This is a genomic window from Kribbella capetownensis (assembly GCF_004331485.1).
Classification (GTDB): domain Bacteria; phylum Actinomycetota; class Actinomycetes; order Propionibacteriales; family Kribbellaceae; genus Kribbella; species Kribbella capetownensis.
Window position 1 is genome coordinate 1 of sequence record NZ_SJKD01000001.1, and the last position, 13148, is coordinate 13148.

The 13148-nt window shown below is 67.5% G+C and carries 14 protein-coding genes; 7 read left to right on the forward strand and 7 right to left on the reverse strand.

Translation table 11 applies throughout. The features are described 5' to 3' along the window. Positions 1-64: 64 nt before the first annotated feature. A complete protein-coding gene (locus E0H75_RS00005; protein ID WP_131510970.1) occupies positions 65-1099 on the reverse strand; it encodes a 5-methyltetrahydropteroyltriglutamate--homocysteine methyltransferase in 1035 nt (344 codons plus the stop codon). 106 nt (positions 1100-1205) lie between these two features. Here E0H75_RS00005 and E0H75_RS00010 point away from each other — a divergent pair, with 106 nt between their 5' ends. Together E0H75_RS00010 and E0H75_RS00015 are read left to right on the forward strand one after the other, a co-directional pair. Continuing rightward, positions 1206-2702, forward strand: coding sequence for an MFS transporter (locus tag E0H75_RS00010; protein ID WP_131510971.1), 1497 nt, complete (start codon positions 1206-1208; stop codon positions 2700-2702). Positions 2703-2724: 22 nt separating this feature from the next. After that, entirely contained in the window at positions 2725-3954 is a 1230-nt protein-coding gene (locus tag E0H75_RS00015; RefSeq protein WP_131510972.1) for a threonine/serine exporter family protein, read from the forward strand. Between the two features lie 8 nt (positions 3955-3962). Here E0H75_RS00015 and E0H75_RS00020 read toward each other — a convergent pair whose 3' ends face one another. Further along, positions 3963-4370, reverse strand: coding sequence for a hypothetical protein (locus tag E0H75_RS00020; protein ID WP_131510973.1), 408 nt, complete (start codon positions 4368-4370; stop codon positions 3963-3965). A 326-nt stretch (positions 4371-4696) separates the two neighbouring features. On the opposite strand from E0H75_RS00020, the gene E0H75_RS00025 reads away from it, so the two are divergent. From E0H75_RS00025 to fes, 3 genes are all read left to right on the forward strand, one after another. Beyond that, positions 4697-5965, forward strand: a complete 1269-nt coding sequence (locus E0H75_RS00025) for an MFS transporter (RefSeq protein WP_131510974.1) — start codon at positions 4697-4699, stop codon at positions 5963-5965. Positions 5966-6088: 123 nt separating this feature from the next. Beyond that, positions 6089-6442, forward strand: a complete 354-nt coding sequence (locus tag E0H75_RS00030) for a YciI family protein (protein ID WP_131510975.1) — start codon at positions 6089-6091, stop codon at positions 6440-6442. Between the two features lie 156 nt (positions 6443-6598). After that, complete coding sequence (fes, locus tag E0H75_RS00035) at positions 6599-7858, forward strand: enterochelin esterase (protein WP_131510976.1); 1260 nt, start codon at positions 6599-6601, stop codon at positions 7856-7858. On the opposite strand, the gene E0H75_RS00040 is transcribed toward fes, so the two are convergent. The 5 genes from E0H75_RS00040 to E0H75_RS00060 form a co-directional block, all read right to left on the reverse strand. Further along, positions 7823-8239: a hypothetical protein gene (locus E0H75_RS00040; RefSeq protein WP_131510977.1), complete on the reverse strand. Its 417-nt coding sequence runs from the start codon at positions 8237-8239 to the stop codon at positions 7823-7825. The genes fes and E0H75_RS00040 overlap by 36 nt on opposite strands. A 13-nt stretch (positions 8240-8252) precedes the next feature. Continuing rightward, complete coding sequence (locus E0H75_RS00045; protein ID WP_131510978.1) at positions 8253-8927, reverse strand: hypothetical protein; 675 nt, start codon at positions 8925-8927, stop codon at positions 8253-8255. After that, positions 8924-11233, reverse strand: a complete 2310-nt coding sequence (locus tag E0H75_RS00050; protein WP_131510979.1) for a MinD/ParA family ATP-binding protein — start codon at positions 11231-11233, stop codon at positions 8924-8926. The genes E0H75_RS00045 and E0H75_RS00050 overlap by 4 nt, the downstream gene beginning before the upstream one ends. A gap of 63 nt (positions 11234-11296) precedes the next feature. Then, complete coding sequence (locus E0H75_RS00055; protein WP_202872780.1) at positions 11297-11494, reverse strand: hypothetical protein; 198 nt, start codon at positions 11492-11494, stop codon at positions 11297-11299. A 72-nt stretch (positions 11495-11566) separates the two neighbouring features. Next, a complete protein-coding gene (locus tag E0H75_RS00060) occupies positions 11567-11758 on the reverse strand; it encodes a hypothetical protein (RefSeq protein ID WP_131510980.1) in 192 nt (63 codons plus the stop codon). Positions 11759-11983: 225 nt separating this feature from the next. Here E0H75_RS00060 and E0H75_RS00065 point away from each other — a divergent pair, with 225 nt between their 5' ends. Next, positions 11984-12211 (forward strand): hypothetical protein, encoded by a 228-nt coding sequence (locus E0H75_RS00065; RefSeq protein WP_131510981.1) that lies wholly within the window; start codon positions 11984-11986, stop codon positions 12209-12211. A 149-nt stretch (positions 12212-12360) separates the two neighbouring features. Then, positions 12361-13140, forward strand: a complete 780-nt coding sequence (locus E0H75_RS00070) for an AfsR/SARP family transcriptional regulator (protein ID WP_131510982.1) — start codon at positions 12361-12363, stop codon at positions 13138-13140. Positions 13141-13148: the final 8 nt, after the last annotated feature.

Genomic DNA, 13148 nt, shown 5'->3' on the forward strand with positions numbered 1-13148 from the left:
GGTCCACATCGAAGGCGGCGCCCGCCACAAATCCACCTGATATCCAGTACGACAGCTGAGTGAGTCAGGTGAGCTCGGCGCGCAGGATCGATGCTGCGCCGGCCATGGCGCGCATCTTTCCCTCCGCACTCGCGCGCGGGAGGTACTTCATCCCGCAGTCCGTGGCGATGGTGATCCGGTCCGGCGAGGTGTAGGCGAAGGCACGGCGGACCCGATCAGCGACCAATTCGGCGGACTCGACCTCGTGGTCCGCCAGGTCGATGACGCCCAGGATGACGGTCTTCTCGCTGAGGTCCGTCAGGACGCCGAGATCGAGACCCGACTGTGCGGTCTCGATCGAGATCTGGTCGGCCGAGCAGCCGGCCAACTCGGGGAGGAACGAGTACCCCTCGGGCCGTTCGTGGATGATCGCGGCGTACCCGAAGCAGATGTGTACGGCGGTCGTGCCGGTGACGCCGTCGAGCGCGGCGTTGAGCGCGGTGAGGCCGTACTCCCGGGCCGCCTCAGGCCGTGCCTGCATGTACGGTTCGTCGATCTGGACCAGGTCGGCGCCGGCGGCATGCAGGTCCTTGATCTCGGCATTGACCGCGGCTGCGTACGCCAGAGCTGCCGACGCGAGGTCGGGGTAGTGGTCGTTCTGCGCCTGCTGCGACATCGTGAACGGACCCGGCACGGTCATCTTGACCGTGTGATCGGTGTTCGCCTTCAGGAACTCCAGATCGCGTACGCCGACGGGGTGCGACCGCACGATCGGGCCGGCGATCCGCGGCACCGGGTTGGGATGCCCGCTGCGGTCGAGCGCCGTACCAGGGTTGTCGAGATCGATTCCCTCGAGGGCGGTGGCGAAGTGGTTGCTGTACGACTCGCGCCGCATCTCTCCGTCGGTGATGATGTCGAGTCCCGCCGCCTCCTGGGCGCGGATGGCCAGCAACGTCGCGTCGTCTTGCGCCTGCGCGAGGTACTCCGGCTGCACCCGCCACAGCTCTCTCGCCCGCACCCGCGGAGGGAAGCGGCCGGCGAGCTTGGCCCGGTCGATCAGCCAGTCCGGCTGGGCGTAGCTGCCCACCAGCGAGGTCGGCAGGATCGGTGTCGCAGTCATTCTCGTGACTCTAGACCTGCCGATGCCCTCTGAGGAGGGCGTCCACTGCATCTCGTCCGGGGCGGGTGAGGCGAGGGGTCCGGCCGGCGAATTAGCGTGACCGGATATGAGTGAGGCCCCGACTCAGACGCGCGCGACCGGCGTGCTTGCCGCCACTTGCCTGTCGACGCTGGTCGTCAATGCGAACACGTCCGCCGTCAGCATCCTTCTTCCCGCGATCAGCGAGGACACCGGCATGGGCGTCACGACGCTCCAGTGGGCGGTGACGGGCTATTCACTGGTCGGTGCCGCGGTCATCGTGACGTCGGGCTCCATGGGAGATGTCTTCGGTCGCAAGAGGATCTTCCAACTCGGTCTGCTGGTGTTCGTCGCATCCTGCGTGCTCATTGCGCTGTCGAGCAGCGGTGGAATGGTGATCGCCGGGCGAGTCATCCAAGGAGCCGCCGGCGCGACCATCCTGGCGTGCGGACTCAGCCTGCTCTCGGTGGCCAATACTGGTTCTGAACAGCTACGTGCGGTGTCGCTGTGGGGAGCAGCCGCCGCGGTGGGGGCGGCGCTGGGTCCGCTGCTCGGCGGCGTACTCGTTGACACCACCGGGTGGCAAGGCCTGTTCTGGGTCGACGCGGTCGTCGCCGTCCTCTGCATGGTTCTTACCTACTTCACCGTGTCGGAGTCGCGCGATCCCAACCGCTCCCGTTCGATCGACTATGCGGGCACCCTGCTCGTCGCCCTGACGCTCGCCCCGCTGATCCTTGCCCTCAGCAAGGGCAGCGCTTGGGGATGGGCGTCTGTCGCCACCATCGGCTGCTTCGTGATCTCCGTTGTCTCCGGCTACCTCTTCGTCGTCATCGAGGGTCGCGTCAAGGTTCCTCTCCTCGATCTGGCCCTGCTACGCAACCGCATCCTGGTCGGCGCGACCATCGCCATCCTCATCGGCGCGGGCACCATCAACGGACTGATGTACCTGCTCAGCCTCTACTTCCAGGATCCCGCCAGCTTGGGCTTCACGCCCCTGCAAGCTGGTCTCGCCACTCTCCCGGCGACGGCCGGGCTCGTCGCGATCGCGCCCCTGGTCCCGCGACTCGCTTCGCGCGTGGGTGGCAGGCAGGTCATCGCGGCGGGATTCCTCCTCACCGCCATCGGGTTCGCCGCCGTGGGGTTCGTCCAGTCGGACTGGAGGTACGCCGCTTTCATCCTTCCGCTGATCGCCATCGCCGTCGGTATGGGGCTGTCCAACGGACCTGCTTCGTCGGCGTCGACCGCCTGCGTGGCGGAGAACCAGGTGGGCGCTGCCTCAGGCGTCTCCAACATGGCCCGGTACGTCGGCGCCGCCGTGGCCACGGCCCTCGCGGCCACCATCTACGGCAGCGTGATAGCTGATCAAACCGCCGCAGGTGCCGCGAAGGGCGATGCCCTGGCTTCCGGGCTGAGCGCCGCATCGTGGGTGATGGCGGCGATCAGTGCCGCAGGACTCCTGATGGCCGTAGTCATGGGACGGCACTCCACTGCGCGCGGCACCCTGCAGGACGCGGCCGCCGCAGCCGCGGCCCACACTCACACGCTCCCCACGTCGGCGACCCCCGTCGCCGATCGAGCCACCTGACTTCGCCCGAGCAGGCCAACGCATGAGCCCGCCCGAATCGTTCGCGGTGACAGTCAGGATCGCCAAGCTCCTGCTGGCATCCAGCGGTGAAGGTGTCGAGATGCTCGAGAAGTACGTCGCGTGCGTCTCAGGAGCGTTCCGGATCGACGTCACACTCCTGGTCCTGCCTGAGCAGGTGCTGCTCGCCTCGCCGGGCGCTCCAACGGTCGCCGTCGTACGCTCCGCGCCGGGCCTTTCCCGGCTGGACCAGGTGGCCGACCTCAAGGTGCTCGTCGCGGACATCGAGGCGGGACTGGGCCCGGCGGACGCCCTGCGTCGCGTCGACGAACTTGCCGCCCGCCCGCCACGATGGCCGGCCTGGTTGCGCGTCCTCGGTGTCGTGCTCTTCGCGGCGGGCTTCGCGCCCAGCGTCGTGGCCACCTGGTCCGAGCTCGCCACGTCGGCGCTGCTAGGTGCCGTCATGGGCGTGCTCATGGTGTTCTTCGAGCACCGCCGCTTCGAACCGTTGCTGCCGTTCGTCGCGGCGTTCCTCCTGACGGTCCTCGCGGCGACCCTGCTCGACGGGCTGACGTCGGTGTCCGGTGTCGTGCTGGTCGTCGTACCGGCGCTGTTCGTTGTCGTTCCCGGGGACTACCTGTCCGCGGCCGCCGCCGAGCTGGTGAGCGGGCACCTCAGCGCCGGCGCCGTACGGCTGGTGTACGCCGCGTTCGTGCTCGGCATGCTCGTCGTCGGCATCGTCGGTGCCGCCCAGCTGACCGGCCGCGAGCAGGCATTGGCCGAGACGGTCGTGGTGCCCGAGCTGCCGTTCGTGGTGGTCGTGCTGGCCTGGATACCGTTCTCGTGCGGCCTGGTGCTGGCCTTCAACGGGTACCCGAGCATGGTGCCATGGCTGGTACCGACCGTCATCGGCACGTACCTGCTTCAGCAAGGTGTCACCAGGCTGGGAGGCGACGTCACCGGAACGCTCATCGCGGGGATCGCGCTCGGCGCCGTCGCGAACCTCCTGTCGGCGCCGAACCACCGGCCACCGCGCCTGCTCCTGCTGGTCGGTGGATTCTTCGTGCTCACTGTCGGCGGGCTCGGGCTCCGTGGCTTCACGGCGATGGTCGGTGGGGACGTCATCTCCAGCTTCGACGACCTGCGGGGTTTCCTACTTCAGGTGCCGACAGTGGCGATCGCCATCGCCATCGGGGTACTGGCTACAGTCCGTCGGTCCGGGCCGACGGTTTCACCCGGCGTACGGCGTCGTTGATCTCACCGCTAGGCCACCTTGACGATCTTGCATTCAATGCCTGCCGCTCCGATCGGAGCCTCCGCCGGAGTGGTTCCTCCGAAGGTCGTCGTACCGCGAACCTCGAAGGTCTGACCGCCGATCCTCTGCTGCGAGGTTGCATCCAGGACCTCGACGGTCACCGAGTAGCTCGTCGCGTCACCTGAAATCGTGCCGTTGATCGTTACCGTGCCCTGCGATCCGACGGTGTTCACCTGGCAGTCGACGCTGGTCTTGTAACTCTTCAAGGCGCCCCCTCCCACCACACCGGTCAGGTAGAGCACGACGGCAACGCCCATCAACGCCACCAGACCAAAGCCGATGAACATCCGAATGCGCCTGGAGCGCGATTGCGAGCCATAGTCATCGTTGGCCAAGGTCCACTCGCTGGTCGGCATCGCTGTCCCCCGTAATCCTGATGCACGCTAGGCGCCGGTCGGTGTGCCCAGCCGACGAGACAGCCTAGGCAACTGTGAGCCAACCAGGCTGTGATCCGCGTCTCCCGCCGCCAGATTTGTCGTTGCGGAGGGCCGGGGCCGGGGCTGATACTGCGTCACGGTGCCGGGTGGCCAGCTCGGCGGAGTGGATTGGAGGCGCCGCTCGTGAACACCGCATCTGTGCGGTGCGCCTTGCTGTGCGCGCCAGAAGCTGACCACTTCGCTTCGCCCACCGGCTGACCTGCTTCGTTCACGGTGGGCGCGTTCCCTCATGGGAGACCACCTTGATGTACGAAGACTCCTTCGCCCGTAGTCGCCGCCCGCTGACCACAGTCCTTGCCGCCAACATCGTTTCGATCACCGGGAACTGCCTGACGGGCATCGGCGTGCCGTGGTTCGTACTGCAGAGCACCGGCAGCGCCACCAAGGCCGGGATCGTCGCGTTCTGCACACTGCTGCCCGTCGTACTCGCCGCGATCGTCGGTGGTCCGGTCATCGACCGGATCGGGCGCCGGCGGGTGAGTGTCACGTCGGACCTCGTCTGTGGCGCGGCTGTCGCCATGGTCCCGCTGCTTCAGCTCGCCGGGGTACTGCAGTTTTGGATGCTCTGTGGGCTGATGGCCGTGACCGGGCTGTTCCACGCTCCTGGCCAGACGGCCCGCGGCGTACTGTTGCCCTCACTCGCGAAACGTGCTGCGATGCCGCTGACTCGGGCAGCCGGGCTGTACGACGGCGCCTCGCGGTTCGCGGGACTGATCGGCTCGGCACTCGGCGGCATCCTGGTCGCGGTACTGGGATCCGAGAACGTCCTGCTGCTGGACGCCGGGACCTACGCGGTGTCCGCGTTCATTCTCTTGTACGGGTTGCGCGACCTACCCGAAGCCGGGCCTCAGTCGCGCGGCGAGCCGACGTCGCTGCGTGTGTATCGCCGCGAGCTGGGTGAGGGATACCGGTTCGTGGCGGCGACGCCGCTGCTTCTGGGCATCTGCCTCATGACGCTGGCCACCAGGGGCCTCGACCAGGCGTGGAGCGCCGTACTCCTCCCGGTCCACGCACGCGAAAGGCTCGGCGGCTCAGTCGATCTCGGGTTGCTGGAGGCATCGTTCGGGATCTGCGCGCTGACGAGCGCGCTGGTCTACGGAGCGGTGGGCAGCCGCTGGCGGCGGTGGCCGGTGTTCACGGTCGCGTTTCTCATCGTCGGTACGCCGCGCTTCGTCGTGGCTGCCTGCACCGACCACTTCGCGCCGTTGGCCGTGATGATGTCGATCGAGGGCCTCGCCTGCGGTGTGCTCAACCCCATCATGGCCTCGGTCATGTACGAGACAGTGCCGGAGGAACTGCGCAGCCGGGTGCTCAGCGCAACAACCGCCTCGTTCCTGACGATCACTCCACTCGGCGGCCTCGCCGCGGGATTCATGGTCGACTCGGCCGGCCTGTTCACGGCGATGCTGACTGTCGGCGGTGCCTACCTCCTCGCCACACTCTGCCCCGTCATCTTCCCGACCTGGAGAAAGATGGACCACACAAACACTCCGAAGGCAGCCGTGAGCGCGTGACCGATCGCGGCCGGCAGAGGTCCCGTGAGATTTCTGCCGGTGGCCTGTCGGATCCACGGTGCGGCGTTCGTTGCACGGGTGACAGGCAGCCGGAGACTGGCCGCCGGGACAAGGAGTCATGAGATGCCGAAGTACCTGATCTCGTTCGAGAAGGACGCGATGGACCATATTCCCGAGGAGGACTTCGCTGAGGTGGGCGCGGCCGCCCGCGCGGTGTGCCAGGAGGCCGAGGATGCCGGCGTGTTCGTCTTCTCCGATGGTCTGAGTTACGACGACGGCGACGTGGAGCACGCCGTGGTGGACGTTGACGCGATGGTCATCGACGGCCCGTACCCGGAGAGCAAGGAGCTCATCGGTGGCATCTTCATCGTCGACGTACCCACCCGGGAGGCAGCCCTGGAGTGGGCCGCAAAGGTCGCGGTCGCCTGCCGCTGTGCGCAAGATGTCCGCAAGTTCCGCGGCCCAAACGCCGTCTGATCGAACCGTGGTCGATGGCGGTGGTAGTTGCAGACCGGCCGTCGTCGTCTCGGAGCCGTTCGATGTCGGCGCCACCCCACGACACGGGGTGGCTGGCGGTCGAGGCGCCGGTGAGCTGGGATTGACCTACGGTGGGACGACGCCGAAGGGAGATGCATGGCCGACGAGATCAACAGTCCACGTCTGCAGAAGCTTGATCCGGCCGGAACTGAGGAGTTCTGGGCCGACGTCACCGAGCAGGGTGCACCACTGGTGGAGCCTGTGCTGGATGACGACGACGATGTATGGCTGACATTCCTCTACCGTTCGAGCGAGCCTGTCACCGGCGTCTCGGTGTTCGGCGGCCCAGCAGGATGGGATGCGCCAGACAACCAGATGCACCACCTGGACGGCACCGACGTCTGGTACCTGACCTGCCGGGTCCGCGCTGATCTGCGCTGTACCTACCGGCTGGCGGTCGATGACGTGGACAGTGCTGCGGCCAAGGCGGAGGACTGGCAGGAACGTACGGCGAAGTGGTTCACCGATCCACTCAACCCGGCAACGTTCGTCTATCCCGCGGACGAATTCCTTGACTCCGACGAGACCGTGGTGTCGTTGATCGAGCTATCGGCCGCGCCTGCTCAGCCGTGGCTCGCGCCACGGCCCGACGTCAAGCCCGGCGAGCTCGTCCAGCATCTGCACCGGAGCGAGATCCTCGGCAACGAGCGCCGCATCTGGGTCTACACCCCGCACGGCTATCGGCCGAACGACGAACCGTATCCGTTGCTCGTGCTGTTCGACGGCGACGTCGTACGCGGCCCGATCCCGTTCCCCACGATCCTGGACAACCTCATCGACGACGGCCGCATCCCGCCGACGGTGGCCGTCCTCGTCGACAGCCTGACCCAGGAAGTCCGCAACCGGGAACTCCCCTGCGGCAAACCCTTCCTGAAGTACCTGACCGACGAACTGCTGCCCTGGGCTCGCGAGCAGTACCGGATCACGACCGATCCCGCGCGCACGATCGTGGCGGGTCAGAGCCACGGCGGTCAGGCGGCCGCGTTCGCGGCACTCAACCGCCCGGACATCTTCGGCACTGTGATCTCGCAGTCGGGATCGTTCTGGTGGAGCCCCGACGACGACCACGAACACGAGTGGCTGACCCGCCAGTACGCCGAGACCGAACGACAGCCCGTGCGGCTCTACCTCGAGGTCGGCCTGCAGGAACGCGGTTCAACCCCTGACGACGGCCCCTCCATGGTGGTCGCGAACCGCCACTTTCGAACCATCCTGCGCAGCAAGGGCTACGACGTGACGTACACGGAGTACAACGGCGGCCACGACTACGTCTGCTGGCGCGGCTCACTCGCCGACGCACTCACCACTGTCACGGCGGGGTCAGTTGCCGGCGTAGCTGATGGACACGGCGGTTGAGCTGCTGCTGATCTTGCCGCTGTCGACTTTCTTGCCGCTGACAACCAGTACGACGGAGAGGCCGTCGGCGCCCTTGGTCTTGTGCAGGTTGACGGTGTAGGAACCGTTCGAGGCCTTGACCTGGAACGTGGCGGATCCACAGCCCTTCTTGCTCGTCGCGCCGATCCGGCCCGCCCAGCAGGTCTTCTTCGACGCCGTGATCCGGACGGTGGCACCCGACTGCGTGCTGGTCTTCCCCTTCCCCTTCCCCTTCGCACTCCCGCTCCCGCTGCTGCTGCCACCGGTGCTGGTGCCGGGCGTGGTCTTGATCGGTTCGCAGCCGGTCAGCACCAGCGGGACCACAAGTGCGACCGCGAGGGCGGTCCATCGGCGGGCAGACATCGGGGGCCTCCGGTCATCCGGTTTTGACGGTCAGTTGTGGCTTCAGGCTGGTCGGCTTCAGCTCCTTGCGAACCAGCGCTTCGATATCGGCAAGCCCACCGCTGTTCTTCGTCGCGGTGAGGCGCGCCGCCTTGCTGCCGGTCGAAAGCTGGGCCTCGAGTTCTCGCGCCATCGCCTCGAGCTGTTGCCGGCCGTGCCGCGAGAACGCGCGGTGCTTGCTGGTGACAACGACGATCTGCACCGCGACGGCCGAGGTCGTGCAGCCGGAACAGGCCGCGTTGACCGCGAAGGCACGGTTTCGAGCCGTGACCGTCGCACCGGGACGGACCACGACAACCTGCACGGACACGCTGGTCGCTCGGCAGTTGCTGCAACTCGACCAGGCGTTCGCGACGTTGTCCGCCGTACGCTTCTTGGCCTTGTTCACGTAGATGACCTGCACTGCCGAAGCGCTGGCGCTGCACGAGTCGCAGGTCGCCGTTGCGGTGGCCACGGCATCTGCCTGGGCTCGCTTGCCGCGGGCACGTTCGAACATGGCGGTCCGGTCGGTGTCCGAGCTGCCGGCCGTCGCAGGGTTGGCGGACGCGACCAGGTCGAAGTCCTGGCCGCTGCGGAACGTGAGGACGCTCGCGCCCATGACGAGGGACGCAACGACGGTGATCGCTTGGAGTCGCCGGCTGAGGTTCATGAGGCTCCTTCGCCTGTCAGGGACGGATCAACCACCGACACGGGACTCCAGCGGTTCGTGGTGAAGCCGCCGGCGACCAGTTCGGCCAGTTCCAGGTACGCATCGCGGGTTGCGGAGCGCAAGTCGTCGAGGCCGACCGCTGCTCCGCTGTCCAGCGCCGGGTCCCACGGGATGCGGACCGTCCCGGCGCAGCGACTGTTGAAGTGGTTCTCGATCTCGTCGAGCTGGAGCCAGCGCGGCTTGCCTCTGGTCGTGTTGATCACGGCCACCGCGGACGACACCAGGTCGGCGTGCCCGTGCTGGTCCAGCCAGTCCAGCGTCCCGGCCGCGACCCGGGCGCCGTCGAGTGCCGGTGGCATCACGACGACGATCTGGTCAGCCTCCCGCAGGATGCCCTGAATGGCGCCGTCCAGGATGCCGGTGCCGGTATCGACCAGGATCAGGTTGTAGTGCTGGGTGAGCAGGTCGAGCACGGCGCGGTAGTCCCGGTCGCCGAGCGCCTGGCTGATGGTCGGGTCGTCATCGGACGCGATCACCTCGAGCCGGCTCGGTGCCTGCGAGGTGTACTCGCGCAGATCGGCGTACTTCGTGATCAGATCGCGCTCGCCCAGGAGGTTGGTCACCGTGGCCGGGGACTCCCGGCGGACCCGGTAGATGAGCGAGCCGGCGTCAGGGTTCGCGTCGAGCGCGACCACTCGGTCGCCTCGGTGCATCGCGAGCGTGTGACCCAGCATCAGCGTAGTCGTGGTCTTTCCAGCCCCGCCCTTGCGGCTCAAGGTGACCACTCTGCGCGGGCCGCGCAGCGCCGTACGGACCCGGTCGATCCGCTCCAGCTCGCGCTGCTCGGCGAGGCTGGGCCCGACGTTGATCCGGCCACTCGAGACGAAGTACAGGCTGTGCCGCCATCCGTTCCGGGGTGGCGTCACCCGCCGGCGGAGCATCTTGTCCTCGGTGAACAGGGCAGCACCGGTCGCGCCGCTGATGTGGTCCATCGGTTCCTCCTCGGCCGGCGACGGCGGGGTCTGCCGGGTTCGAACCGCGCGTACGACGTGCAGCAGGGATCGGACGAGTACGACGCTCAGCCCGACGATCGGGAGCGCGATCGCCAGCAGAGACAGCAGCGCGAGCGTCGCTGCGCCGATCTGCCCTGCCGCGACGAGTGTTCGTACGCCGGCCCACAACTCACTCGAGCGATCCCAGAACCCGGCGAGGTAGCCAGGGGCGTTCCAGGTCAGGAGGCCCAGACCGATGAGCAGGGCGGGGACGGTGACCAGCACCCAGGTCGTGACCACGATCCGGGTACGGAACCGCAGCGTCGCCACCCCGGCATCGTTGCGGCGACCCGGCAGAAGGCTCACCAGAATGGGCCGGACATGCCCGAAGAGATTCGGTACGCCGGCCAGGTCGCCGAGAATGTAGTACCCGTCGAACCGGACCACCGGCAGCAGTTGCTGGATGATCTCCAGGTGGGACAGCGCGATCACCGCGAGCAGGGGCGCCCATCCGGTCCACAGGTACATCCCGGCCGCGACCACGATGTAGACCGCGTTGAAGTAGACGCCGCCCAGATCGGTCCGGAGCCGGCCGGCCCGGTTGAGCCGGTAGGCGCTGGTCACGTTCGTGTAGAACGCAGGGATCCAGAGGTAGAGCCCGACGCCGATCTGTCCGGGCTTGGCGCCGCCGTACCGGCAGCCGGCCGCGTGACCGAACTCGTGGAAGAGCGTGGCCAGTAGCAACAAGATCAGGACGGCCAGCACCCCGGCCGGATCGACCAGGGCGGCGAAGACGTCCGAGGCCGCCAGGGTGGTCAGCACCCAGACGTCGAAGGCGATCACGGCCGCCAGGACCGTGAAGATCACGGGCCGGTGGAACAACGGTGCGAAGATCCGTGCGATCGTGCGGACCGCACCGGGCGGCAGCAGCACGCCGCGCACGCTCAACGCGAGCAGGGGATCCGCCTTCTCCTGTCCCACCGGGGCGCCGTTCCAGAGCGCGACCAGGCCGGACGGACCGAGCTTGTCGTTGATCAGGCGGACCAGATCGTCGGAATCGAGACGCTGACCGTACGCGCGGCTCACCCGCTGCGCCAGCAGATCGGTCGACGAGCGTCCGTCGGCGTTGTCCACGATCAGGTAGAGCAGCTTGGTCAGCAGAACCATCTGCCGGTCGGCGCGTTCGACCAGATAGCGCTCGTCCCGGAACCCGGACCCCTCGTACCGCCCGAGCAGGCGTACGCCGCCGACCCGGCTCGGCCTGGGTCCGCCGCGCACCGGGACCGCGCGGAGGTGGTCTTCTGTCGTTGTCACGATGCGGTTGTCCCCCCAGTGCGGGGGGCGCAGGCCCCCCGCCAGTTCCGTGCGCCGAAGAAGCTAACGCTGGAACGCAGCCAGGTGCTGCAGTGCGGCGGCCGTGGCGGTCGAGCCGATCGTCCCCGCATTCACCGCGATCGCCAGGTTGACGGCCGTGATGTTGGTGATGTTGATCAGTGCCAGTGCCTCGCGCATGGGCAGCAGCTCGGCCGACTGGCCGGCGACGTCCGTACCCGAGATCCTGCCGAGATCCGTCATCGAAACCCCCTCGTTCCCGCGGCGTGCGGACGGCGCACTGGGTCAACGCCGCCCGCACACCCGATTCGGCGGCTAGTGCTGGTGGACGAAAATCGTCTGCACAGCCACGGCCTTCGCCGCTGAGAAGTGCGATGCTGCGTTGAGCGCCAGCGCCGTGTTGTTCGCCGTGATGTTCGCAAAGTTGAATGAACCCAGCGCCTCACGTTCGGGGAGAACCTGGACTTCTTCCAGGTCGAGCTCCACCGTTGTCACCTTCTCGTTCATGAGTCACCCCCTCCGCCCTTGTCGGTGCTCACAGCCAGTGGATGCCTGTTGGCATCCTCAGGGTGTTGTCACAGCGTTGTCCCGGCGTTGTCACAGCGTTGTCAGAAGACGGTGGTCGACGTAACGGCGTACTTCGGGGATCGTTGGGCTCATCGTGAGTCTCCCCGTGGCCCGAGCCCGAACGACGCCAGGCAGCCGGCCGGATGACTCCCGGGGGAGTGGATCATGACCGATCACGCGCAGTCCGAGCCCGTGCCCGACGCGGCGGCACTGGTCATCCGGGTCTGGCGGGAACCGACCGATTTGGCCGGCATCAAGGCGCGCATCACCCGGCGGCCCGATCTGGGCGCCGACGCCGAGACGACCGCTGTAGTGACCTCACCGGACGCCGTCTACAGCGAGGTCCGCGCCTGGCTCGAAGAGTTCGTCAACCGAACGGGCGGCCAGTCTTGACATCCGGCCATTCCTGTCCCATGTTTCAGAGAGTGCGTGGCAATTGGTGGTTCAGCCGTCACGCACAGCGGGGACATCTGCGAGCAACACAGCCGGGGGGCAGGCTCGACTGACGCGCGCCGTCGCATCCCCGAGGGGGAGGCCGTGCGGTGCGGACGTTCTTAGAGAGCGAATTTCGACTTCAGTTGCTCGGCGACTGGCTCCTGACCGTTGCCGACGAGCCGGCCGACGCGGCCGAACCGATCGATCTGCCGGCCGGTCCGCAGCACCTCATCGCGCTGCTGGCCCTCAACGGCCGCTGCGCACGGACCCACACGGCGGCGACGCTCTGGCCGGACTGCACCGACGAGGTCGCGGCCGCCCGTCTTCGCGCGGTTCTGTGGCGGCTGCGGCACCGGCATGTCGGCGTACCGCCCGTACTCGAGATCGGCGACTCCTCGCTGTCGCTGGCGGTCGACGTCGATGTGGACGTCGACCGTTTGCTTGACTGCGCCGAGCTGCTGATCCGCGACCACCCCGACCGCGGCACCGACGAGGCCGAAGACGCCGCTCTCGTCGTACTGCACTCCTCGGAACTTCTCCCCGGGTGGTACGACGACTGGGTGCTGGCCGCCCGCGAACGACTGCAGTACCTGCGGCTGGGCGCGCTCGACGCCCTCGCAACTAGGCGCCGACGGCAACGACGTACGCACGAAGCGCTCCAGGCCGCGCGGGCCGCGATCAGCATCGAACCGCTGCACGAGAGCGCGCACCGCACGATCGTCGAGACCCACTTGGACAATGGCGATCTCGTTGAGGCGATCAACCATTACCAACGATTCCAGGAGATGCTCGGCCGCGAACTGGGACTCCCACCCAGCGACCTGTTCCGCGAGGTCGTGAGCCCCTACCTGGCCGTTGCCTCTCGCAAGGTGGCCCGAACTCGCTGAACCCGGTC